This window comes from Flavobacterium aerium, from assembly GCF_030766725.1.
Lineage (GTDB): Bacteria > Bacteroidota > Bacteroidia > Flavobacteriales > Flavobacteriaceae > Flavobacterium > Flavobacterium aerium.
The window spans coordinates 1-26033 of sequence record NZ_JARQWR010000003.1; the positions used below are offsets into that span (position 1 = coordinate 1).

The window sequence follows — 26033 nt, forward strand, 5'->3', positions numbered from 1 at the left end:
TGGACTTAGCTAAGATTATCTCTGTGATGAAAGAATATCCAAAGATGAAGATTGATATTCGTTCGCATACCGATAGTAGAGCAACAGCTTCTTACAATGAGAAACTCTCCAGTAGAAGAGCTAAATCGACAATGGAGTACATGATTAAAAATGGAATCGATAAAAGCAGACTCACCGCCAAAGGATATGGAGAATCACAATTAGTCAACAAATGTAGTGATGGTGTTCCTTGTTCCGAAGAAGAACATCAAGCCAATAGAAGAAGTGAGTTTATTATTACCGAAATGTAATACTAAACTGAAAAAACAAAAAAGCGAACGGCAATCCAATTGGATTGCCGTTTGCTTTTTATTATACTTTTATAAACATATTAGTATAGTATTTTTTGCCATTTTCTCCTTGTCTTACAGAAATTCCAAAATGAGTGAAATTGCCTTCAATATTAGCTCTATGCTCAGGACTTTTCATCCATGCATTAAAAGCTGCCACTGGTGTAGCGTAACTGTAAGCAACATTCTCAGATACTGTTTTAGCACCTAAAACTTGCATTAAATTTTGGGATCTTTCGGCGAAGTGATCGTGATTTACAACGTTGTTTTTAATCATGTATTCGTTGTGTTCTTCAGACTTATAAGAAATGTGATTTATCGTCTGCAAAGGGTTTAAGCCCAAGCTTCTGCGATGTTCATTAAGCATTTCTAATAATTTCACTTCAATAGCATCGTAGTCATAACTAGTGACTAACTCGCTGTTTGTTGTAACGATGTCGTCCTCTGTTGCATCAGAAGAAGAGCATGAAACAATTAGGAACAATAGAGCCATAGGCAATAATGTTCGAAACATTTTCGCTTGCATAGTAGGTTAAGATTTTGGAGGCAAAAAAAGGATGTGGGGCAAACTTTTTATGACTCTTGTTAATTATCCGTTAAACGGTATTCTAGATTTGGGAATACAAAAATACAATTTCACATATAAATTTACAAGTAATAATCCATAAAACCAACTATTTATCAAGCAAAAATTACGAATTCTCTATTTAAAAATATTATTTCGTTGAATTATGGTGAGAGTCTATCAATTTTCCATGAGTAATTTTCTTGCAAACGGTATCGAATTCTATCATGTAATCTATTAGCCCTACCCTGCCAGAATTCTACTTCTACAGGAGTAACAATAAATCCACCCCAGTTATTGGGTCTGGGAATTTCTTTACCTTCAAATTCAGTCTCTAATTGGGCTAATTTAGCTTCTAGAATAGCTCTTGATGCAATAACCGCGCTTTGTTCGGAAACAATTGCTCCTAGCTTACTTCCATCAGGTCTAGAGGCGAAATAGTTATCTGAAACAGCTTCTATTGTTTTAGTGGCGATTCCTTTAATAATAACTTGGCGTTCTGAACTTGGCCAGAAAAAGGAAAGGCATACGTGTGGATTGTTTATAATTGCTTTGCCTTTTTCAGAATCATAGTTGGTATAGAAAATAAATCCTTCTTCGGTAAATTTCTTTAGCAAAACTACTCTGGATTTCGGAAAACCATCTAAACCAATTGTAGAAATGGTCATTGCATTTATCTCATCTACTCCTCCTGCATCTTCAACTTCATGAAACCATTTTTTAAAAAAGTTAATTGGATCTTCTGTCAAATTGGTTTCAATCAATTCACTTTTTTCGTATGATTTTCTATAATTACTTAAATCTTCTATCATTTATAATTGTATTGGAATGTCATTAAAATTGTATCAGCAAGGTACAAATTATCTCACTAGAACTCAAAAGAGGCACCGTCATCTCCTAAAAGAATATTAGGAAAAATTGGTGTTGCTTCTTCTTTAAATTTTATAATGGATTCATATCTAGTAGAATAATGTCCTAGTACTAATTGTTGTACATTGGCTTGTAATGCAATTGTTGCTGCTTCTTGCGCAGTGCTATGCATTGTTTTTTTTGCTAATTCTGCTTCTGCTTGTAAAAAGGTAGATTCGTGATATAATACATCGACATCTTTAATAATTGGAACTATAGTAGGATCAAAAATAGTATCAGAGCAGAAGGCGTAACTTTTTGGTGCTGGTGGATCGAATGTAATTTCTTTATTTGAAATTATAGTTCCATCATCTAGGGTTATGTCACCTCCATTTTTTATTTTCTGAAAATAGCATTTATCTATTTCATGATGTTGCACTCGATCAATATTAAGTTTGCGCTCCCCTACTTTCTCTTGAAATAAGTATCCATTGGTATACACACGATGTTGTAAGGGAATGGTTTTTACAATTACTTTATCATCTTCAAATACTATTTCAGATGTTTTTTCGGTTAACTCGTGAAAGTATAAGTTATAGTGTGTCCATGAATTGGATAATTTCAACTGTAGTGTTATAACTTCTTTGATTCCTTTAGGTCCGTATACATGTAGATCGGTAGTACGATTGAGTAAACTAAAGCTCGAAATAAGTCCGACTAATCCATAAAAATGATCTCCATGTAAATGGGAGATAAAAATATGGTTAATGCTTAAAAACTTGATTTTGTTTTTTCTGAGTTGTACTTGTGTTCCTTCTCCACAATCAATTAAAAATAGTCTATTTTTAATTTCTAATACTTGTGCTGTTGGGTTTGTAAAAGTTCGCGGTGTTGCGGCATAACAGCCCAGTATCGTCAGTTTCATACTAATATATATTAATAGTTTGTGTGGTAATGAGCCAAACTAATTATGCTTATTAGAACTTTATAATACTTTTGATAATTCTAGTATTTCAGTTCTTTATTAGCCCTGATTGTAGTGGCATCCTTTATGTTCATTTTGTAGAACATAAAGATAAAACGGAAAGCAGGATATAGCTTTAAATAATGAATTTAAAATCCTAAATCTCTTTCAATTTCTTCCATTTCAATGATGTCATTTGCTTCCAAAACTGTTGGGACAATAATCATTTCTTCTGGAGTATCATTAAATTCAAAATCTTTAATGGCAATCACGAAGGATTTTTTTGCTGCACGGTGTTGATTGGATAGTGCTAAAAATGACAATACATTTTTTAATTTCAGATCGTTGTACGCCGTAATATCAATAATCAGATTATGATCTTTGAAACTATGGTATTCGGTTGTCAGTTTGTCTACAAATGCTTGTAAATCTCCTTGCGTATCTTTGACAGTGATTGTATGTCCGTTTTTATCTACTTTCATAATTATTGAATTTTTGATGCTAAAAGATAAATTACTGCCATTCGGATTGCTACACCATTTTCGACTTGGTTTAGGATAACCGATTGCTGAGAGTCAGCCACATCACTTGTAATCTCTACTCCTCTATTAATAGGTCCTGGATGTAAAATTACAATTTCTTTATTCAATGAATCTAAAAGCGTTTTATCTAATCCGTATTGTTGTGAGTATTCTCGTGTTGAAGGAAAATAATTCACATCCATTCTTTCATTTTGTACACGAAGCATGTTTGCTACATCACACCATTCAAGAGCTTTTCGTAAATTTGGTTCTACTTTTACACCTAATGATTCAATATGTTTTGGTATTAACGTTTTTGGTCCACATACCTTAACTTCTGCTCCTTGCATTTGTAAAGCAAAAATATTAGATAATGCTACTCTGGAATGTAATATATCTCCAACAATGACAATCTTTTTACCGGCTACATCTCCTAACTTTTCTCGAATTGAAAAAGAATCTAAAAGTGCTTGTGTTGGATGTTCATGAGCACCATCTCCTGCATTTACAATACTTGCTTTTACATTTTTAGAAAGAAAATAGGCTGCTCCAGGATTTGAGTGTCGCATGACTACCATATCTACTTTCATTGAAAGAATATTATTGACTGTATCAATAAGTGTTTCTCCTTTTTTTACTGAAGATTGTGCTGCAGAGAAGCTTATTACATCGGCAGATAATCTTTTTTGTGCTAATTCAAAGGAAAGTTTTGTTCTGGTACTGTTTTCAAAAAATATATTAGCAATTGTAATATCTCTTAATGAAGGAACTTTCTTTATGGGTCTATTGATAACTTCTTTAAAATGATCGGCTGTTTCAAAAATAAGGTCAATATCTTGTTTAGTAATATATTTTATTCCTAATAAATGATTTACGCTTAATTCTTTCATTTTGGTTTAGGTTCTGGGTTTTAGATTAAGATTTTTGACGTTCTGCTTTTTGACTTTCGACAAGATATACTCCATCTTCTCCGTCTTGTTCTTTCCAACTTACTTTGACTTTTTCGTTATTGATAGCATCAACTTGTCGGCCTCTGTAATCAGGCTGAATTGGTAAGTGACGGCTAAAACGACGATCAATAAGTACTAGTAATTCAATTTCTGCAGGTCTTCCAAAAGATTGTATTGCTGTTAATGCCGAACGAATGCTTCGTCCAGTATATAATACATCATCAATAAAAATTACTTTTTTGTTTTCTACTAAAAAGTTAATTTGTGTTTTATTGGCTTCTAATGGTTTTTCTGTTCTTCTGAAATCATCTCTAAAGAAGGTGATGTCTAAATATCCTAAAGCAATTTGATTTATTTTGTATTCTTTTTCTAAAATCTCTTTTAATCTTTCTGCTAAAAAACTCCCACGGGGCTGAATTCCAATCAAAATAGTGTCTGAAAAATCAAGATGTTTTTCAATTAATTGACAGGCCAAACGGTGAAGAATGATATTGACTTCTTTTGAAGTGAGCAATATTTTTTGACTCATAATGCTGGGTTGTGTTTGGTGTGTAAAAATAGGGAAAATTTCAAAAAAAATAGAGCTTTCTTTGTAAAAAAACATTTCCTTTTTAATTTGTCATAAAAATGACTGTTTTCGCACAAATTAGATTTGATATCGGTACTTAACCGAAATTATTTCTATATTTTTATATTCTGTTAATATAATTTCCCCTATGGACGACTATTTAATTGGTATTGGTAAACGAATCAAAGAGATTCGAAAAAATAATAAAAAAACGATTAGTGAAATAGCGGATCAGGCTGCTGTAAGTAATGGTTTAATTTCTAAAATAGAGAATGGTCGTACGATTCCTTCACTTCCAGTATTATTGAATATCATTAGTGCTCTTGAAATTGATGTCAGTTTGTTTTTTGAACCTTTAGCACTAAGCCAAAGTGCTCCTTATATTGTGACACGTGCGGCGGAACATACCTTAATAGAAAAAGAAATTGACGCTAAGGGATTTACTTATCATCATATTTTTAGCAAGCAAATTGCTTCATTGGGTTTTGAAGCGGTACTTCTCACTGTTGATCCACAATCACATCGCGAAAAAGTAGAGACAGATGCCTATGAGTTCAAATATGTATTGAATGGTTCTATTACGTATAGCATCGGAGAAAACGAAGTTACACTAGACCAAGGTGATTCTTTATTTTTTGATGGAAGGATTCCGCATGTACCGATTAATAATTCATCGGCTTCATGTACTATGTTAGTCCTTTATTTCTTTATGAAAACGGAATAAATATGAAATAAACGAATCGCAGTTTTGCTGGCTTTGATCACCGAAAACTGCGACCGTTTGTTCCTTCCTAATTAGTTACTCTCAAAAACTAATGGTAATGCTCCTATGGAATTTAGTAATCCATCATTTGGTATTTCCTTTAATTGTTCTACTGTATGTGTACCGTTGATTACTCCTAAACTAAGTAATACATTGGCATTTTTGCCGGATTGTAAATCGGATGGTGTATCTCCAATATTAATTACTTTCTTTGAATCGCTGATATTCAATAGTTTCATTGCTTTAAAAATCATATCGGGGGCTGGTCTACCATTTTCAACTTCATCACTGGCAATTGATGCTTGGATTATAGTATTGCTATTCCCTACTCTATTTTCATTTAATCCTTCTAGCCATCCTAATTTATCTAAAATAATATCGGTTACGGTACGGTAAAATCCTGTTGTTAAAGCAATTTGAATATTATGCATTTTTAAAAACTCAAAGGTTTCTAAACATCCTTCTGTTGGTTTTATGATTGCATTTCTATAGTGATCTTCTAATATTGTTTTAAATGTATTAAAGGAATAATTCACTGATTGTTGCCATTCTTCATTTCGTTGTCCTAATTGTTTTTGCCAAAAGGTTTCAAAAACAAAGATTTTTGACCATCCCTGAACGGCTAAAATTTCTTCTTCGATCATTATTAAACCTGTTTGCTTTGTGGCTTTTGCAAAGCATGTTTCTACTTCTTTTTTATCTGAAATGGTCGTTCCCGCCATATCAAAAGTTACTAATTCTATCTTTTGCATGTATTACTTCTTTTCTTATTTTATAAAATCGTTTCCAAATTATGTTTTGCAAATCCTGCACTACCTGTCATTCCTTTTCCTCCTATTCCTGTAACAATATGGATATTCCCGATATTCTTCATGAAAATATCTTTTGATTTGCATTGGGAATATAATCCGAACCATTTGTGTTGAATACTCCAATCGGGTAATTCAATAATTTTCTTTGCTTCTGCAATCATATAATCATTAATATCTTCATTGCAGTCGAAACCCAACTCATCGCTTTCTTTTGCATCTTTATATTCATGGGAATCCCCTATAATGACTGAACCATCTGCTGCTTGCTTGAATAAGATATGAACTCCCCATTTTTTATCTATGGAGTCTTTAGGTTCTTTACTCTTAATAGCATCCCAACTTGGACATTCACTAAAGCTTTCATATCTTCTAATTGATAATCCGGTAAGAATTGATCCATTTAATGTATAGTTTGATTGCGGCTTTGTTTGCATCATTTGTAATTTTGACACTTCTAAATCACTGGCATTAAATTCTTCTGGGAATAGGATTTTAAAATCATGCCCACTACAAATAATAATTTTTGAAGCACTTAATTTTTGTCCATTTGACAAAATCGCTGTTGCACCGGTTGGTTCTGTTTCGCAATGTACTACCGTTGTATTATTTCTATATTCAAGTCCTTTTTCTGAAATTAAATACTGTAATAATCTATTTATCATTACACGGGGTTCTACAGTTACTTCTTCTGGGAAAAATAACCCTCCTACACAATAACTGCTTTTTAATCCTGTATATTGATTTAGACATTCTTCCTTTGTCAATAATTGTGAGGCATATCCATTGCTTTTATTGATTGCATATAATTCTTCAATTAAGGTAAGTTCTTCTGGATTGGACGCTAAGTATACGGATCCATTTTGGCGCACAGTTAGGTCAAATTTTTGCTGTAATTCTTTATAAATAGACAAACTTTCTCTACCATAATTTTGCCACTTCTGGTCCATTCCAGAGGGTACTACTTGCCCAAAATTACGGACAGTGGCACCTTGTGGTTCACTATTTTTCTCTATAAGAATTACTTTTAGTCCTCTTTGAATTGCATGATAAGCATGAAATGCTCCTAATGCTCCTCCTCCTACAATGAGTAGATCATGTTTTAAGCTCATATAAATCTATATTTTCTGTATTAAAATTGTATTCTATTTGATGGTTGTATTTTTTACTTTTTTTATTAAAATAGAATAATGAAGAAATCGTGATTAAAAATCCAAGTATTGATATCGTATAAGCACCATAGGTGAAAAAGCTTAACCAAGAGAGTTCCTGTTGTCCAAAGTTCTTATACAGGATGGCTACTACACTTCCTAAATATCCAAAAGAATCTGCTAGATATATTAAAAAACCAGCATTTCCTTTTATTTTAAATGCAGCAATCATTCGGTCGAAAAAAATACAATTGAACGGAACGTAGCATAGGTACAATCCGAAACCTGTACAAATCATCCATAGTGCAGGACCAATCTTATCCAATTGGTATTCCAGTGTACTCACTCCAATCATAACACTCCCAATTACTAATAGATAATGATAGAATCGGAAAGCTTTTTTATTGTCTTTTATCATTCCTACAATACCTAAGATCACTAATACACCTATTGCTATTGGAATTTCAGTAAGAGTGTATATACTCGCAGAATGATGGTCTCCTAATGCATCCCATAGTTCTCTTGCAAAATTGTCACGGAAATCGCGAAAGGCTGTTAATAGCGTATAGAAAAATACTAACATCACAATGGGTACAATAAATTGCTTCAATAATTGCCTACGATCCTTAGCCGTCATAGGAATACGTTCTGTTTTTAAAGCAATATCTTCTGCATTGGGTGGCGGAATACGTTCTAACATCTTACTACACAACACTAATGGAATGAAGAAAATTGCACCTGTAACGGCTGGCATCCAAAATTCTGTTATATGCCAATGGTCCATAAAATACTTCCCTACTGATTTTACAATTCCTGATGAAACTATAAAACTGGAACTCAAGAATACGCCTAGAATTTCACTTTGTTTTCTTCCTTCTAAATAAGAAAAAACAATCCCCCAAATCATTCCTAACGGAATACCATTCATAAACATGAAAATGATATTATACGGTGGTGGAACACTAGCGAATAAAATTAATGCGACTTCTGCTAAAGCAATTAGTCCTATTAAATAAAAGGCTCTGTGTTCTCTTTTTAATTGAGAGATTAGTTTTATCCCTAAAAATTTTGATAATACATATCCTAAAACCTGAGCAATGATCAACAGTATTTTATAATCAATATTGAAATAGGCCAGATTTTCATAGGTTGCAACTGTAAAGGGTTTACGAAATGCATACATACAAAAATAGGCACCAAATGAAGCAATAATTGTATGAAGTATAAAACGTATGTTTGATCGGTTTTTCATCTTCAAATTTTAATTTTCAACTATGATTTTTTTAGTAATACTCTTATTATCATCTATACCTTTAATTACTAATGAATATAATCCTGCGGTTCTATTCTTGAAATTAAATGATCGTTCTGGTGTATTTTTTTGTGTAAACACTAACTTCCCCATTGCATCATAGAGATAGATATCTACTTTTTGATTCATATCCTGTGTTTCAAAAGAAATTGGTATTCCAGATTTTACCGGATTAGGATATACTTTTACAAAATCAAATTCTTCCTTTGATCCATAATCAGGTCTGTTTAGCACCGCGCAAGATGTAATTAATGAGTGTCCATCTAACCCCCAAGATGTTTGGATTGGGATGCATAAATAATCGAAAGCAGTTGGAACAATATCAACTGTACGTGGTGTTCCAGAATAATCATACGTCACAGGAACATCGGAAGCATTTATCCATGTTGCTCCAGAAATTGTACCTGTCGTATTTGCAGTTCCACTATCCGTTGCATTTAATCCACTTCCTTGATTCAATCGGTAATAACTCACTAGGTTAGCATAATTAGCATGTGTAGTGTTTATTTCAGTACATTTCCAAGTATTTATATTTTCTGGACTTACGACAGTATTAAATACTCTAACTTCTGCTACTGCTCCTTTAAAATCATAGTTTGAATTTCCGTCAGATCCAATAGTAAAAGGAAGCGTTGTATTTATATCGGTGATATTGGCCATCGTTTTTGACCCATTCAAAATACCATCGGTATATAATTTCACCATTCCATCTCGGTCAAAAGTTGCACTGAGTGTATGCCAATTATTATCGTTTATTACTGCACCATCAATATCTACTCTGCGAGTACCATCACCTACATTGACTTTCCATTTTTGGGTCGAGGGTGTAAAAGAGAATACATATCCTTTGTTTAATCCTGAATCCCAATTTTTCTTTCCTACAATTTGAACATCAGCTGCAGTAGTTGTTTTAACTCTACATTCAATTGTAAAATCTTGCGTAGTTCCAAAATTGTGTGCTGTATTGGAAGGAACTGTGACCATATCATTGGCTCCATCAAAATTTAAATAATGAGTATTTCCTAGGCAATCAAAGGGTACAGAACCATTTACTGCTGTTTTTTTGATTTCTGTTTTTGGAATATCGTCTCCACTAACGATCACGAATATATTGCGTTCTTCCATTGTTGTTCCGCCATGATTAAAACCTATACCACCATGGTCTGTAGAAACCATCACTACCCATTTTTCTGTGACACCATATCCTGGACGGGCTTTTAGCGCTGCTATTACTTCTCCAATTCCAGCATCTACGGTTTGAATGGCATCAATATATTGTGGCACAGTAGGGCTAAATCCATACGAATGTCCTGCATGATCTACATCATCAAAATGCAAAAAGATTGTTTTGGCATCGTTCGTTTGAATTTCAGCTTTTGCTTTTGCAACCACATCAGCAGTATTTACAGGATTCTGAATTAAATCGCAAGGTACTGTTGAAGCAATATGGGTATTTATTGGTGCCCATTGACTTATGGAAGCTGTTCTACAACCTGGAAAATGGTTCTCCACACGTTTCATGAAGTGAGGATAATCAGTATAATTTTTTTGAGTAAAATTATTATCTACAACTAAGTGTTTATTACTCCATACACCTGTTAACATTGCAGACCATCCTGGTCCACTGATTGTAATATCGCTATTCAAGGCATCCCATGAATAAGTACCATTTGCTGCCAAAGCATCAATATTGGGTGCATTTGCTGCCAAGAGTGCATCAGGTCTGCAACCATCGATACCGATTAATAAAACTCGGTTTTGTATTTCTTGTGCTTGAATATTTTTTGAAATACTAATCACTGCTAATACTAAGAAAATAATTTTTTTCATAATTAAATTTTTATGGGGTTTGTAGAATAGTGTGTACTTGGCTTATCATTTGTTTTTTTGCCCCCCAATCCTCAAGAATATCGATTGGGAGACTGAAAAAAAACACAACATTATAAATTCCATTTAATTCCTATTTGTCCTCTAACCCCATAATACTCAACCTGCTTTGGTCGATCTGTACTACCATAATAATAGGTTAAAGGTTCATTTAATAGGTTATTTAATTCGGTGAATAAGGTTAAGTTATCATTAATCTTTAGGGATGCTGAGAAATCTAAAGTGGTGTATCTTCCATAATAGATATCATTTGATGTGTTTGTTCCGTGTTCTGTAATGTAAGATCCTTTGGTATTGAAAGCTGCTCGAGCATTCACTCTACCATTTTCATAAAATAACTGTGCATTTACTAGCGAATTAGCTTGTCTTGGTATCGTTACTTTATCTTCACGATCTGGTATCGTCATTTCAGAATGCATTATCGTTAAGTTTGTATTAACTCCGAAGTTGCTCCAGAATCCTGGTAAAAAGTCGAACTTTTTTACAAAAGCAAACTCTGCTCCTACTAAATAGGCATCTTTTCCATTCATTGGGATTGACATTTCTACGCCGCTTCTTCCGTTGTATTCTCCTTGTTGTGTACTTTTAAAGATTGGATCTGAAATAGCTTTATAAAATACCCCAGCCGACATTACACCCACATTATCAAAATAATGTTCTCCTAATAAATCGAAATTCCAAGAATGAGTTGGGTTTAATTGGGGATTTCCACCTTTAAATTCATTGTCTGCCTCGATATATGTTCCTCCTGGTGAAATAAAACCAAAATCTGGACGGGCAAATGTTCGGGTTACTGCAAATCGAATATTCGTTAAATCTGTTGGTGAATATTTAATATGTAAAGAGGGTAATAAGGATAAATAGTTTTTACTTTGTTTGATTCCTGATAAAACTTGTGTTGAAGCATTGTACTCATATCCTTCTACTTTTGAACTTGTATTGGTTGCGCGTAATCCTGTAATAAATGTCCATTGTTCGTCTACAGTATAGGTTCCCATTGCATAGGCAGAAAAATGTTGTTCTTTGACTGTAAAGTTTCTTCCTAATCCTCCTCCTTTTTCCAATATCTCCGAATCTGAATTTAGAATCAAATTGTTTTTGTTATTATTCCAAAAGGCATTCATTCCTTCTTTTGATAGTACTTTATCAAATACGCTTCCTATTGTAGCTTTCATTTCTGCTAAATATTGATCTCCACGGGGCTGATTTATTAAATTTGGATTTAAATCGGATAGATAAGGAGTGTTTGCTCCTTGCCAGCTGTAGAAGTAATCCCCGAATACTGAATTTCTATATTTATCTCTAAAATTTGATCCTATTTTTAGAAGTAGTTGATCGGTTGCTTCATAGCTTAAATCGATGTTGGCTACTATATTATCTCTTTCAACTACTTCTACTTTATAAAATTCCAGTTCGGAGAATTTCATTTTTGTTGCATCTAATTTTGAAAATCCGTTTCCGAAAAAACCGAACATGCTTTTAGTATCATTAGGATCCATTTCACCACCATCAACTTTAAAATAAGCTCTTGGTCCTACTCCTCTATTTTGTAAATAAGCAGGATTGAATGGAACTCCATCTTGATTGAATTTCATAACGAAATAACTATTGTTTTCTTTATCGGGTATATCACCATAACGAAAAGAATTTTGGTAACTGGCTACTTTCCAATCTACTTTTAGTTTATCTATAATGTGGCTTCCGCCTGCTTCACCTCCATATAATTCTGTGATTAATCGATTATGAATATTTTGTAGTTCTACACGTCCTGTTTGATTAGTTGCATTGTATTTATCAAAACGAACACGGTGTTTGTAATGAGTCTCGTCATCATTTAATGTTCCATAAATTAATCTTGAGAAGAATTTATTATTAGCATTTGGTGTGAAATCTACTGCTCCATTTAAACCAATTGTTTGTCTTACTCCATTATAATCTCTTAATTCTAAACGATAAATCCCTTCATCTCCACTTCTTCTTGCTTCAAAATTATCGGTGCTCCACGCTCTATTTACATAAGCTCCGTTAACAATGAATCCCCATTTTTTATTGTTAGAAACATCTCCATACGTGATACTTCCATTGTAAGTACCTTTGCCTGCTTTATCATTATAACCACTACTCAAATTGGCCGACAAAGTTCTTTTTAATGGGGCTGTTTTTGTAATAAAATTGACACTTCCTCCTATTGCATCGGCTTCCATATCGGGCGTAATTGCTTTTGCAACTTCTACGTAACCAATTAGTTCTGTAGGGAAAAAATCGAATGCTGTAGCACGTGAAGTGGTTTCTTCTTCTGCAGTAGGTAATCTATTTCCGTTTATAGTAGTTGATGACCATTCGGCTGGTAATCCACGTACCGCTACAAATCGTCCTTCTCCTTGATCTTTTTCAATGGAAACTCCTGCAATACGTTGCACTGTTTCTGCTGCATTAATATCGGGTAGTTTTCCAATACCATTGGCTGCAATAATATTGACAATTTTTGTACTGTTCTTTTGCATATTCAAGGCACGAGATTCACTATTTCGAGCAGAGCTTGTAACCAATACTTCATTTATACTTACGGCTGATTGACTTAATATCACTCGTGGTAATTCAATTGTTTTATTTGCAATAACATTAATGCTTATTGTTTTGCTCTCGTATCCGATAAATGAAATAATGATTTCATGTTTTCCTTCTTTTATGCTGGTCAAAGTAAAATTTCCATCAAAATCGCTCACGGTATTTTGTTGGGATTGCACCACAACGATTGTAGCTCCGGGTAATGGAAATTGATTGTCTGATATACTTCCTCTTATATTTCCTTTTTGTGAGAAAGCAAGACTACTAGATAGTGCTAATAGTACAAGGAACAGATTTGTAAAAATTTTCATGTTTGTTGGTTAAGTTTACAATAGTTAAATTTTATACCGCAAATTTGTATAATTTTTTACTATTTGTAAACTTTTAAAGATTAACAATTTATTATGAAAATGTTTACGACAAGATTATATATGTAAAGTTTCTGTTAAGTAAATAAATTTGTTATATGTTGTAAATAGGGATGTTAGATTTAAAACTCCAATAAAACAAGCCTAATGGAGTAGAATCTACTCAAAAGATTTAGTCTATATTATTGTGATTCTTTAAAACTGTAAGTTTACAATGATTCACTATTTGAGTATAACATACACTGTGGGTAAACTGTATGTTTGGAAAATAATGCAACAAAAAAAAGCCCCATTACTGAATAATTCAGTAATGGGGCTTTATAGAAATATAGTATTCTATACTATTGTTGGTACATTTTGATTCGAAGTTCTTTTACTTTCTCATCATCAAGATAATCATCAAATGTCATATAACGATCGATTACACCGTTTGGTGTCAATTCAAGTACTCTGTTCCCTACAGTTTGTGCAAACTCATGATCATGTGTTGTAAATAGAATTGACCCTTTAAAGTTTTTCAATGAATTATTGAATGCTGTAATAGATTCTAAGTCTAAGTGATTCGTTGGTTCATCTAGCATTAATACATTCGCACGAAGCATCATCATACGAGATAACATACAACGTACTTTTTCTCCTCCAGATAATACACGACCCGTTTTTAAAGCTTCTTCACCACTAAAAATCATTTTACCTAAAAATCCTCTTACATATACTTCGTCACGTTCTTCTTCTGTTTTAGCCCATTGACGTAACCAGTCAACAAGTGTTAAATCATTTTCAAAGAAAGCGTGATTATCTGCTGGTAAATAGGATTGTAGTGTTGTAATACCCCAATCAAATTTTCCTGAATCTGGTTCTTGATTTCCGTTTAAGATTTCATAAAAAGCACTTGTAGCTCTAGAGTCTTTAGAGAATACAACTACTTTATCTCCTTTGGCCATATTCAAGTCTATATTTTTGAATAAAACTTCTCCATCAATTGAAGCGCTTAAATCAGAAACATTTAAAATTTGATCTCCAGCTTCACGTTCTTGATCAAATATAATTGCTGGGTAACGACGGCTTGAAGGTTTAATATCCTCAACTTTTAGTTTTTCAAGCATTTTCTTACGGCTCGTAGCTTGTTTTGATTTTGCTACGTTGGCACTAAAACGCATGATGAATTCCTGAAGTTCTTTTTTCTTCTCTTCAGATTTTTTATTCTGTTGTGCACGTTGTTTTGCTGCTAACTGGCTTGATTCATACCAGAAAGTATAATTTCCAGAGAAGTGATTAATTTTACTATAATCGATATCTGAAATATGTGTACATACTGCATCTAAGAAGTGACGGTCATGCGATACAACAATTACGGTATTATCATAATTAGCCAAGAAGTTTTCTAACCAAGCAATCGTCTCGAAATCCAGGTCATTCGTAGGCTCATCCATAATCAATACATCAGGATTTCCAAATAATGCTTGTGCCAAAAGTACACGTACTTTTAGTTTACCATCAAGGTCTCCCATTAATGTATAGTGGTAATCTTCTGAAATTCCTAAACTAGATAATAAAGAAGCAGCATTAGAATCTGCATTCCATCCATTCATTTCTTCAAAAAGAATTTGAAGTTCTCCTACACGTTCACCATCTTTATCTGAGAAATCTTCTTTCAGATAGATTTCATCCATCTCTTTTTTAATCGCATACAACGATTTGTTTCCAATGATCACCGTTTCTAATACAGTAGATTCATCAAACATATTGTGGTTCTGGTTTAAAACGGACATACGTTTTCCAGGCTCAAGATGTATATGACCCGATGTAGGATCAACATCTCCCGCTAATATTTTTAGAAAAGTCGATTTTCCAGCACCATTGGCTCCAATGATTCCGTAACAGTTCCCTTGTGTGAAGGAAACATTTACTTCGTCAAACAAAATTCTTTTACCAAATTGAACTGATAAATTTGAAACTGATAACATTATATATTTTTTAAGAAATTGTTGCAAAAGTAGAAAAAATAGTGCAGTTTTGGCCTATCTATTCTTACATTTCTACCAAAATTTTATTTAACTATGCTTTAACAGCATTTTTAGATTTGTATGGATAAATTTGTTAGCACTAAAAATTAGTAATGATTAAAATTAATTTTAGAAAAATATCTTTTTTATCGTCTTCATTAATTCTTCTTCTGAGTTCTTGTAGCAAAAATTTCAAAGATGATGACTTTACAGCATATTTTGGAGGAGAAGTAACTAATCCTAGGAATACTTATGTTTTGTTGTATAAAGATTCTAAACTAATTGATACCTTAGAATTAAACAAAGAAAATCGATTTTTCGTAAAATTTGATTCCCTTACTCCCGGCTTATATACTTTTAAACATGAACCTGAGTATCAATATGTTTACTTTGATAAAAACGATAGTATCATGGTTCACATCAATGCTAATGATTTTGATGAGTCTATCATTTTTTGTGGCCGTGGGGAAGAAAAAAACAATTTCTTAATGGAATTGTATCTTAAGAATGAACAGGATAAAGAAAGCATGTATGATGTCGTTAAATACGAACCTGCTCAATTCATTAAGACTATTGACACTGCTCAGGAAGCTCGAGAAAAATTCTATAAAACGAAAAAAGAGGAATTAAAATGGGGTGCAGATTTTGACATTTATGCTAAAGCAACCCTAGATTTATATAATTACTCAAAAAAAGAAATATATCCTGAAGCTCATTTCATTACTACTCGTGAAGATATAACTTCAAAATTGCCTGAAAATTTTTATGATTATAGAAAAGGGGTCAATTTCAATAATCCTGAATTAACAAACTTCTCTCCTTTTGTTCGTTATCTTTCTGTCATGTTAGATAATATCGCTTCAAAAGATAATTTTTCAAAACATTTATCTAGTGATACTGCTTTAGAAAAAAACATCAAAAAATTAAATATTGCGGATACACTTTTCAAAAACGATAAAGTAAAAAATACCGTTCTTAATAATATTGCTTTCTTATATTTATTAGAAGATCAGCATATCATTAACAATCAGAAATTCTTAGAGCGTTTTTATCAATTGTCTACTGATACAAATCAGCAAAATGAAATTCGTAAGATTGGCGATGCTACACAACTTCTTAAAGTAGGTAATCGCTTACCCGAAGTAAAATTGAATAATACAGATGATTTACCTATTTCTCAAGCAGATTTATTAAATAAGAAAACGGTTATTTTCTTTTGGACTTCAAAAGCAGAATCACATTTTGAAGCTGCGCATAAAAAGGTTAAAGCATTAAAATTAAAATACCCAAACACACAATTTGTAGCGGTTAACATTGAAGATAGTTATGCTGATTGGAAAAAAATACTAGCAAAGTATCAATTTGATGGAATCACCGAACTTAGGGCTCCAAATTTTGAAGATTTAAAAGATAAATGGGTCATTACAAAAATACACCGCACAATGGTAACTAATGCTGATGGTACAATTGAAAATGCATTCACGAATTTATTTGATGTAAAATTCGAAGACAATTTAAAATAAGTAAGTAATACTCAAATATAACCCCAATAAAAAATCCCGCCTTATTTATAAAGCGGGATTTTTTTATTGTATTAAAGAATTACTTCTTATTTATTTCCTTTTTCAAAATCAGCAATAAATTGTGCTAATCCAATATCAGTTAATGGGTGTTTTACCAATCCAACAATTGCTGATAAAGGTCCAGTCATTACATCTGCACCAATCTTAGCACAGTTAATAATATGCATTGTATGACGTACTGAAGCTGCTAAAATTTCTGTTTCGTAACCATAGTTATCATAGATCTGTCTGATTTCTTCAATTAGTGCTAAACCATCTGTAGAAACATCATCCAAACGACCAATAAATGGCGATACATAGGTTGCACCTGCTTTTGCTGCTAGTAATGCTTGTCCAGCAGAGAAAACTAAGGTTACATTTGTTCTAATTCCTTTGTCAGAAAAATATTTTGCTGCTTTAATTCCGTTTAATGTCATCGGAATTTTAACCACGATTTGTTCGTGTAATTCAGCTAACTCTTCTCCTTCTTTCACCATTCCTTCGAAATCGATAGCATTTACTTCTGCACTTACATCTCCATCTACAATATTACAGATATCAACATAATGCTTTAAGATATTATTTTTACCTGTAATACCTTCTTTAGCCATTAATGTTGGGTTTGTTGTAACGCCATCAAGAACACCTAATGCTTGTGCTTCTTTAATCTGATCTAAATTTGCTGTGTCAATAAAAAACTTCATCTTGTATATTTAATTAATTGTGTGTTTACTATTTTGGGTTTTCAATACGGGTATAAAAGACTAAAATCTATTGTACAAAACTACAATTTATAATGATTCATTAATAGCTTTTCATAAACTTTATCCGGTAATGCTCGTTTCAAAACGATTGAAAACTTCTGCATGAACAATCCTATTTTATAATGAATCTTAGGATTTTCATTTTGAATTATTGCGTATACTGCTTTTGCCATTTCTTCAGGATTACTACCACTATCAACATGTTCATCCATCATTTTTAATGTATTTCCATATGGAACTTCATAAGCCGACCCTGCTAATAATGGAGCATGATAACGTCCAGAAGCAATATTTGTAGCAAAATCACCTGGAGCTACATTTGTAATATGGATTCCAAATTGCTTTACTTCCATTCTTAGCGCTTCTGTAATCAACTCTAAAGCCCCTTTTGAGGCAGAATACACACTTCTATACGGTAAGCCCATATAACCCGCTATTGAGGTTATATTAATAATTAATCCTGCCTTTTGAGATCTCATCTGCGGCAAAGCAGCTTTCATAACTTCAATAGGTCCAAAAAAATTGGTTTCGAAATTATTTTTAATCTCTGCAGTTGGTATCTCTTCTAACGGTCCCGTAATTCCAACTCCCGCATTATTAATCACAACATCTAGTTTCCCTTGCTTAGTGATTACTTCCGAGATTGCCTGTTGAATGCTTTCTGTATGGCGTACATCCATTTTCAATAAAGGAAATAGAGTATCCTTGCAATTTTCTGGATTACGACTTGTTCCGAATACGATATATCCGTGTTGTTGTAAAAATTCTCCAATTGATTTTCCTATTCCTGAAGATCCACCTGTAATCAGAACTACCTTACTCATTCGCAATGCTATTGAATTATAAATTTTGAGTCGCTAAATTAAGGAAGTTCAAAGAATAAATTAGAATGAATAACGCCTTAAAACGAAAAAATCTTCCGGATGGAAGATCTACTGAAGTATAAAAAAATGGCAAGCGACCTACATCGCACCGCTACAACCACTTACCCTTGCTGCGTTCCCACCCTGGGGGAGTCTGCGGGAGCTGGTCGTGTAGGACTTGCCGGTGCAAATATACAATCTTTTTATATTTTTGCAAGAGCTAACGGACATATTAAATACTGTTGTATATTGTATCATCATTAAAAAGTACTATGAAAAAACATAACTTACTATCAATCATTTTATTAAGCACTATTGCTATTAGCTGTGGTGATAAAAAAAATTCTGAAGAAAATTACTTTAGCATTGATACTTCTGCTTTAAAAGAGCAATATCACACCCAAGAAGGACTTTCTTTGGCTTTAAAAAACGAAAAAAACATCGCTATTGACTCAATTGTTTATTCTGTAAATGATAAAAAAATTGGTTCGGTAAAAGGGGCTGGAAAATTAGATTTTCAATTAAAAGATCAAAAACTAGGATACCAAAGTCTAAAAGCATTGGTTTATTTTGATGGTAAAAAGCAAGAAGTAACAGGTCGTATTGAAATCGTTTCGGATATTCAGCCAAAATTACTTTCTTACACAATTGTAAATACATATCCTCATGATACGGAAGCATTTACTCAAGGATTAGAATTCTACAGAGATACACTATATGAAGGAACGGGCCGCAAAGGGGTTTCAAATCTTCGCAAGACCGATTATAAAACAGGGAAAGTATACAAACAAGTTGATTTAGATGGAAAATACTTTGGTGAAGGAATTACCATCTTAAATAACAAAGTATACCAATTGACTTGGCAAGAAAATACTGTTTTTGTTTATAATGCAGATACTTTCAAAAAAGAAAAAGAGCTTCCATATTTTAAAAGTATAGAAGGATGGGGATTATGTAATGATGGTAAATCATTATTTTTATCTGATGGGACTGAAAAAATCTGGATTGTTGATCCTGTAACATTCAAAGAAACGGACTATATTAATGTATATACTGCTAACAGTAAAATTAAAGCTGTAAATGAATTGGAATATATTGATGGTAAAATTTATGGTAATATCTGGCAAAAAGACGCTATTGCTGTAATCGACCCTAAAAGTGGGGCTGTAGAAGCAGTAATAAATCTTTCTGAATTAAAAGGCAAAGTTACTCAAACGCCGAATACGGATGTCTTAAATGGAATTGCTTACAATCCTAAAACCAAAACTATTTTTGTTACTGGAAAGAATTGGGACAAAATGTTTGAAATCAAAATCAAGGAATAATTCTAATTCTTGATTTATAAAAAAAGCGTTCAATTATACTGAACGCTTTTTTTTATGCTTCAATTCTACCCTCATACTATATTGTATAGTTTACTCCATAAAAAAACGTCCCGAATTCCATAGTATGGAATTGGGACGTTTTTAAAAATTACTTTGTATTTCTACAAATTATTTTACTTCTTCGAAGTCAACATCTTGAACGTTGTCTCCTTGTTCACCACCTTGTGGTTGAGCTTCTTGTTGAGCACCACCTTGTTGTCCATCAGCTTGCGCTTTGTACATTTCTTCAGAGGCAGCTTTCCAAGCTTCATTGATTTTATCTAAAGCGGTTTGAACCGTTGCGATATCTTTTCCTTCGTAAGCTACTTTCAATTCAGTAAGTGCTGCTTCGATAGGTTGCTTGTTAGCATCAGATAATTTATCTCCGAATTCTTTCAATTGATTTTCTGTTTGGAAAATCATACCGTCAGCTTCGTTTAATTTCTCAACTCTTTCTTTCGCTATTTTATCAGCATCAGCATTTGCTTCTGCTTCTTTTTTCATTCTTTCAATTTCTTCAGCTGTTAATCCAGATGAAGCTTCGATACGGATATCATGAGATTTACCTGTACCTTTATCAGTTGCAGATACTTTAATAATACCATTTGCATCGATATCAAAAGTAACTTCAATTTGAGGTACACCTCTCTGTGCTGGTGGAATACCATCTAAATGGAAACGACCAATTGTTTTGTTATCTGTAGCCATTGGTCTTTCACCTTGAATAACGTGAATTTCAACCGATGGTTGGCTATCAGAAGCCGTAGAGAACACCTGAGATTTTTTTGTTGGAATAGTTGTATTAGACTCAATTAATTTAGTCATTACACCACCCATAGTTTCAATACCTAAAGAAAGAGGTGTTACATCTAATAACAATACATCTTTTACATCTCCAGATAATACACCACCTTGAATTGCAGCTCCAATCGCAACTACTTCATCAGGGTTAACTCCTTTTGATGGTTTTTTACCAAAGAATTTCTCAACTTCTTCCTGAATTCTAGGAATACGAGTTGAACCACCAACTAAGATTACTTCGTCGATATCTGATTTAGATAAACCAGCATCTTTGAATGCTTTCTCACATGGTAACATTGAACGTTTGATTAATTCGTCAGCTAATTGCTCGAATTTTGCTCTTGTTAATGTTTTTACTAAGTGTTTAGGTCCTGTAGCAGTAGCCGTAACATATGGTAAATTAATTTCTGTTTGCGTAGAAGAAGACAATTCGATTTTTGCTTTTTCAGCAGCTTCTTTCAAACGTTGTAAAGCCATTGGGTCTTGACGTAAATCAATAGACTCTTCTGCTTTGAATTCTTCTGCTAACCAGTCAATAATAACTTGGTCAAAATCATCACCACCTAAGTGAGTATCACCATTTGTAGACAATACTTCAAATACACCATCACCTAATTCAAGGATAGAGATATCAAAAGTACCACCACCTAAATCGTATACAGCAATTTTTTGATCTTTTCCAGTTTTATCTAAACCATACGCTAATGCTGCAGCTGTAGGCTCATTGATAATTCTCATTACTTTTAAACCAGCAATTTCACCCGCTTCTTTCGTAGCTTGACGTTGTGCATCGTTAAAGTATGCAGGAACTGTAATAACTGCTTCTGTAACTGTTTGTCCTAAATAATCCTCAGCTGTTTTCTTCATTTTTTGAAGTGTCATTGCTGATAATTCTTGTGGAGAATATAAACGACCATCAATGTCAACACGTGGTGTATCGTTATCTCCTTTTACTACTTTATAAGGTACATTCCCAGCTTCTTTTGTACTTTCTGAGAATTTGTTACCCATAAAACGTTTAATAGAAGCAATCGTTTTTGTCGGGTTTGTTACTGCTTGTCTTTTAGCAGGATCTCCTACTTTAATCTCTCCGCCTTCAACAAATGCAATTACTGAAGGTGTTGTTCTTTTTCCTTCTGCATTAGGTATTACTACTGGCTCGTTACCTTCCATTACAGAAACACAAGAGTTCGTCGTACCTAAGTCAATTCCGATTATTTTACTCATCTTTTTTATTTATATTTTATTTTTCGTTTAACTTTAATTTTTCGTTTTTCGTACTTGTTAGTGTTCTAGACAATCATTGTGCCATTAAATGAAATAATGTGAATTGTCAGTTTTTGTTAAAATTGGCGTAAAAAAATATGACAACATGACATTTCAACAAGACAAAACAGGACAACTATTCCTTGTCAGCCCTACCCTTTTATACTCATCTGAATAATTAAATTTAATTTTTCATCTCTGAATACTATGAATTTTACCCTGCCTCATAATACTGTCATAAAACGATGCGTACCTAGTAAATGTTCTATAAAACAATTCACTTCCAAAGCTTTAAAATAAACGTATACACTATAATGCTAAAGCAGTAATAGTGCTAGTTAAATACTATTTATTGTATATCTTTGCTACTATAAAATATTTCTTTTTATTATGGAATGTATCTCTGTTTTCGATATGCTTAAAATAGGTGTTGGACCCTCGAGTTCGCACACCTTAGGTCCTTGGCGTGGAGCTGAAAAATTTTTAGTTGAACTCCGTGAAGCGAACTTAATTGACCAGATTAATCGTGTCAAAATTGACCTTTATGGATCACTATCATTAACGGGTAAAGGTCATGCTACAGATTTAGCTGTAATGCTTGGTTTGAGTGGTGCGGATCCGGAATATATTCCCGTTGAAAGTATTGATGTTATTATTACAGCCATCAAGAACAAAAAAGAACTATTTCTAGGCAATGAAATCATCATTTCTTTTGATTTTGAAAAAGATATTGTTTTCAATAAAAACTTCCTCCCTTTCCATTCTAATGGTTTTAGCTTTACTGCTTATACAAACGACAGAGAACTTACTTCAGTATTCTACTCTATTGGTGGAGGGTTTGTGGTAAAAGAAGAAAGTGATAGTACTAAAGAAAACGAAGATATTAAATGTGCTTTCCCTTTTCCTATCGATAAAGCACATGAATTACTAACGTATTGTCAGACTGAGAACAAGAAGATCTCAGAAATCGTTTATGAAAACGAGAAATCAATGCGTACTGAAGAAGAAATTCATCATGAACTAATGCGTATTTGGAATACGATGTTAGAATGTATGTATATAGGATGTCATTCTGAAGGTATATTACCTGGAGGACTTAATGTACGTCGTCGTGCGTATGACATGCACAAAAACCTAATTGGTGTATTACCATATGAAAATCCTCAATCTTGGTTAGAGATTATTCGTATGACGGAAGTAAAATTCAGACAAATCCTTAAGTGGGTAAGTTGTTTTGCTCTTTCTGTTAATGAAGTAAATGCTGCTTTAGGCCGTGTGGTTACAGCTCCTACTAACGGAAGTGCTGGAGTAATACCAGCTGTACTAATGTATTATTTGGTAATTGAAAATCATGATGCCAATGAAGAACAGATTAAACAGTTTTTATTAGTTGCCGGAGAGATTGGAAGTATATTCAAAAAAGGGGCTACTATTTCTGCCGCTATGGGTGGATGCCAAGCTGAAATTGGTGTTTCTTCTGCTATGGCAGCAGCAGCACTAACAGAATTAATGGGAGGAACTCCAGAACAAGTATTAATTGCTGCAGAAATTGCTATGGAACATCATTTGGGTTTAACCTGTGACCCTATTGCCGGTTTAGTTCAAATCCCATGTATTGAACGTAATACTATGGGGGCAATTAAAGCTATTAACGCAGCCGAATTGGCTATGGAAACAGATCCTAAGAATGCAAAAATACCATTGGACAAAGTAGTCAATACAATGTGGGAAACAGCAAAAGACATGAATAATAAGTATAAAGAAACATCTGAAGGAGGATTGGCCGTTGCGGTAAGTCTTTCTGATTGTTAAATTGGATATAAATTCAAAATAAAAAAGCTTCTATGAATCCCATAGAAGCTTTTTTTATAAGTCAAAAACACCGTGCTTTGGATTTCATTTTCTCCACAATAGTTCGAAAATCCCTATTCTCGGAATGATAGGTTACAATCGAAAAGGAGACAATTCGCAGGCTAATATAGAATCAATAAAAAGTGTGCTTTTTCTTATATTCATTGACAATTTTAGTACTTTTACATTTCCAAAAAGAAAAAATCATGTCAACTGCAAAGAAAGATTATAAAAGAATTACGACAAAGTCATTAATTGATATGAAAGCACGAGGTGAAAAAATCTCTATGCTTACAGCCTATGATTTTACTATGGCAAAAATTGTTGATGGTGCTGGTATTGACGTAATTCTAGTAGGTGATTCTGCATCAAATGTTATGGCAGGTCACGAAACTACACTCCCTATTACATTAGATCAAATGATATATCATGCTTCTTCGGTAGTGAGAGCTACTACAAGAGCTTTGGTTGTTGTTGATTTACCTTTTGGTAGTTACCAGTCTGATCCAAAAGAGGCTTTACGTTCTTCTATTAGAATTATGAAAGAAAGTGGTGGTCATGCTGTAAAAATGGAAGGTGGTAGTGAAATTAAAGATTCAATTAAGCGTATTCTAAATGCAGGAATCCCAGTCATGGGGCATTTAGGTTTAACGCCTCAATCGATATATAAATTTGGAACTTATACTGTAAGAGCCAAAGAAGATGCAGAAGCAGAAAAATTACTGGAAGACGCTAAGATGTTGGAAAGAATTGGTTGTTTTGCATTAGTACTAGAGAAAATTCCAGCACATTTAGCAAAAAAAGTAGCAGAGAGCATTTCGATTCCAGTAATTGGTATTGGTGCTGGTGGTGGTGTTGATGGTCAGGTGTTGGTTATTCATGATATGTTAGGAATGAACAATGAGTTTAGTCCTCGTTTCTTAAGACGCTACATGAATCTATTTGATGATATGACAGCTGCCATCTCAAAATTCTCTGATGATGTTAAGGCTAAAGATTTCCCTAATGAAAATGAGCAATATTAATTGATTATACGCTTGTATTGCAAAGCCCTTTATTGCTTCATTAAACATTAAAGGGCTTTTCTTTTTTTGTGCTTATTTATAAAATTACCAATTTCTGAATTCACTACTGGATGAAAATCATTTCTAATAAATCTAATATTCAAATACTACACGAAGACAATCACATTATTATCGTTAATAAGCGTGTGGGTGATATTGTTCAAGGGGATAAAACTGGAGACAAACCACTGAGTGAGGTTGTAAAAGAATTTATTAAAGATAAATACAATAAACCGGGTGAGGTTTTTCTTGGAGTGGTCCATCGCTTGGATCGTCCTACAAGTGGTATAGTATTATTTGCTAAAACATCCAAAGCACTTACTCGACTGAATGATTTATTTAAAAATAGAGAAACTCAAAAAACATATTGGGCCATTGTAAAAAATAAGCCTTCAAAAGCAGAAGATAGTCTTATTCATTATCTTAAACGAAATGAGAAAAACAATACTTCAAAAGCTCATACAAAAGAGGTTCCAGAGAGTAAAGTCGCACACCTAGACTACAAAATCTTCAAGGAATTAAATAATTATTATGCCTTGGAAATTGATTTACACACGGGTAGACATCATCAGATTCGAGCACAACTTTCTGCGATAGGATCTCCAATTAAAGGAGATTTAAAATATGGTTTTGACCGAAGTAATCCAGATGGTGGAATACACTTACATGCTCGTAAATTAGTTTTCACGCACCCTGTAACTAAAGAGGTTATTAAAATCATTGCCCCTACTCCTAAAGATCCAATTTGGGATGCAACTTCTCAATCTTAATTCCAAGTAAATACTTCGCTAAGACCTATAAAAATAGTCCTACTAAAATTTAGTCCCTCAGTATTTTAAATTATATCATTTAAATGTATAATTTTATACCACATTTTTGAGTTATAAT

General features: G+C 33.2%; 22 protein-coding genes and 1 other RNA gene. 7 read left to right on the forward strand and 16 right to left on the reverse strand.

All coding sequences use genetic code 11. The annotated features are described in order from the left end of the window. Positions 1–290, forward strand: a 290-nt coding sequence (locus P6733_RS04530; protein WP_306350423.1) for an OmpA family protein, incomplete at its 5' end; no start/stop codon positions are given. A gap of 61 nt (positions 291–351) precedes the next feature. Here P6733_RS04530 and P6733_RS04535 read toward each other — a convergent pair. The 6 genes from P6733_RS04535 to pyrR all read right to left on the reverse strand — a co-directional run bounded on the left by P6733_RS04535 (position 352) and on the right by pyrR (position 4707). Then, positions 352–855 carry a CAP domain-containing protein gene (locus tag P6733_RS04535; RefSeq protein ID WP_306350424.1) on the reverse strand — a complete coding sequence of 168 codons (504 nt, stop codon included), beginning with the start codon at positions 853–855 and terminating at the stop codon, positions 352–354. Between the two features lie 203 nt (positions 856–1058). Next, positions 1059–1703 (reverse strand): pyridoxamine 5'-phosphate oxidase, encoded by a 645-nt coding sequence (pdxH, locus tag P6733_RS04540; protein WP_306351131.1) that lies wholly within the window; start codon positions 1701–1703, stop codon positions 1059–1061. Between the two features lie 59 nt (positions 1704–1762). After that, a complete protein-coding gene (locus tag P6733_RS04545) occupies positions 1763–2668 on the reverse strand; it encodes a ribonuclease Z (RefSeq protein ID WP_306350425.1) in 906 nt (301 codons plus the stop codon). 188 nt (positions 2669–2856) lie between these two features. Beyond that, positions 2857–3189, reverse strand: coding sequence for a ribonuclease Z (locus tag P6733_RS04550; RefSeq protein WP_306350426.1), 333 nt, complete (start codon positions 3187–3189; stop codon positions 2857–2859). Positions 3190–3191: 2 nt separating this feature from the next. Then, entirely contained in the window at positions 3192–4118 is a 927-nt protein-coding gene (locus tag P6733_RS04555; protein ID WP_306350427.1) for an aspartate carbamoyltransferase catalytic subunit, read from the reverse strand. A 25-nt stretch (positions 4119–4143) separates the two neighbouring features. Further along, on the reverse strand, positions 4144–4707 hold the full coding sequence (pyrR, locus tag P6733_RS04560) for a bifunctional pyr operon transcriptional regulator/uracil phosphoribosyltransferase PyrR (protein WP_306350428.1): 564 nt from the start codon (positions 4705–4707) through the stop codon (positions 4144–4146). A gap of 187 nt (positions 4708–4894) precedes the next feature. Between pyrR and P6733_RS04565 the strand changes: the two genes are divergently transcribed. Further along, a complete protein-coding gene (locus P6733_RS04565) occupies positions 4895–5470 on the forward strand; it encodes a helix-turn-helix domain-containing protein (protein ID WP_306350429.1) in 576 nt (191 codons plus the stop codon). A 71-nt stretch (positions 5471–5541) separates the two neighbouring features. On the opposite strand, the gene P6733_RS04570 is transcribed toward P6733_RS04565, so the two are convergent. From P6733_RS04570 to P6733_RS04595, 6 genes are all read right to left on the reverse strand, one after another. After that, positions 5542–6261, reverse strand: a complete 720-nt coding sequence (locus P6733_RS04570; protein WP_306350430.1) for an HAD hydrolase-like protein — start codon at positions 6259–6261, stop codon at positions 5542–5544. 20 nt (positions 6262–6281) lie between these two features. Next, positions 6282–7430 (reverse strand): TIGR03364 family FAD-dependent oxidoreductase, encoded by a 1149-nt coding sequence (locus P6733_RS04575; RefSeq protein WP_306350431.1) that lies wholly within the window; start codon positions 7428–7430, stop codon positions 6282–6284. Further along, complete coding sequence (locus tag P6733_RS04580; RefSeq protein WP_306350432.1) at positions 7414–8721, reverse strand: DUF5690 family protein; 1308 nt, start codon at positions 8719–8721, stop codon at positions 7414–7416. Before P6733_RS04580 ends, P6733_RS04575 begins: the two co-directional genes overlap by 17 nt. A 9-nt stretch (positions 8722–8730) precedes the next feature. Then, a complete protein-coding gene (locus P6733_RS04585) occupies positions 8731–10611 on the reverse strand; it encodes an alkaline phosphatase family protein (protein ID WP_306350433.1) in 1881 nt (626 codons plus the stop codon). A gap of 110 nt (positions 10612–10721) precedes the next feature. Continuing rightward, positions 10722–13547, reverse strand: a complete 2826-nt coding sequence (locus tag P6733_RS04590; RefSeq protein WP_306350434.1) for a TonB-dependent receptor — start codon at positions 13545–13547, stop codon at positions 10722–10724. A 398-nt stretch (positions 13548–13945) separates the two neighbouring features. Beyond that, positions 13946–15571, reverse strand: a complete 1626-nt coding sequence (locus tag P6733_RS04595; protein WP_306350435.1) for an ABC-F family ATP-binding cassette domain-containing protein — start codon at positions 15569–15571, stop codon at positions 13946–13948. A 152-nt stretch (positions 15572–15723) separates the two neighbouring features. Here P6733_RS04595 and P6733_RS04600 point away from each other — a divergent pair, with 152 nt between their 5' ends. Continuing rightward, a complete protein-coding gene (locus tag P6733_RS04600) occupies positions 15724–17133 on the forward strand; it encodes a TlpA family protein disulfide reductase (RefSeq protein ID WP_306350436.1) in 1410 nt (469 codons plus the stop codon). Positions 17134–17219: 86 nt separating this feature from the next. Here P6733_RS04600 and fsa read toward each other — a convergent pair whose 3' ends face one another. The 3 genes from fsa to ffs form a co-directional block, all read right to left on the reverse strand. Next, positions 17220–17876 (reverse strand): fructose-6-phosphate aldolase, encoded by a 657-nt coding sequence (fsa, locus tag P6733_RS04605; RefSeq protein ID WP_306350437.1) that lies wholly within the window; start codon positions 17874–17876, stop codon positions 17220–17222. A gap of 80 nt (positions 17877–17956) precedes the next feature. Beyond that, positions 17957–18760, reverse strand: a complete 804-nt coding sequence (locus P6733_RS04610; RefSeq protein WP_306350438.1) for an SDR family oxidoreductase — start codon at positions 18758–18760, stop codon at positions 17957–17959. 124 nt (positions 18761–18884) lie between these two features. Next, an RNA gene (gene ffs, locus P6733_RS04615) (signal recognition particle sRNA small type) lies at positions 18885–18983 on the reverse strand. A gap of 88 nt (positions 18984–19071) precedes the next feature. Here ffs and P6733_RS04620 point away from each other — a divergent pair. Beyond that, the gene (locus tag P6733_RS04620; protein WP_306350439.1) at positions 19072–20124 is read left to right on the forward strand and encodes a glutaminyl-peptide cyclotransferase; all 1053 of its coding nucleotides are present in this window, start codon (positions 19072–19074) and stop codon (positions 20122–20124) included. Positions 20125–20292: 168 nt separating this feature from the next. Here P6733_RS04620 and dnaK read toward each other — a convergent pair whose 3' ends face one another. After that, complete coding sequence (gene dnaK / locus P6733_RS04625; protein ID WP_306350440.1) at positions 20293–22191, reverse strand: molecular chaperone DnaK; 1899 nt, start codon at positions 22189–22191, stop codon at positions 20293–20295. A 426-nt stretch (positions 22192–22617) separates the two neighbouring features. On the opposite strand from dnaK, the gene P6733_RS04630 reads away from it, so the two are divergent. From P6733_RS04630 to P6733_RS04640, 3 genes are all read left to right on the forward strand, one after another. Next, positions 22618–24042 carry an L-serine ammonia-lyase gene (locus P6733_RS04630; RefSeq protein ID WP_306351132.1) on the forward strand — a complete coding sequence of 475 codons (1425 nt, stop codon included), beginning with the start codon at positions 22618–22620 and terminating at the stop codon, positions 24040–24042. 245 nt (positions 24043–24287) lie between these two features. Then, positions 24288–25106, forward strand: a complete 819-nt coding sequence (gene panB / locus P6733_RS04635) for a 3-methyl-2-oxobutanoate hydroxymethyltransferase (protein ID WP_306350441.1) — start codon at positions 24288–24290, stop codon at positions 25104–25106. Between the two features lie 110 nt (positions 25107–25216). After that, positions 25217–25915: an RluA family pseudouridine synthase gene (locus P6733_RS04640; RefSeq protein WP_306350442.1), complete on the forward strand. Its 699-nt coding sequence runs from the start codon at positions 25217–25219 to the stop codon at positions 25913–25915. Positions 25916–26033 lie beyond the last annotated feature (118 nt).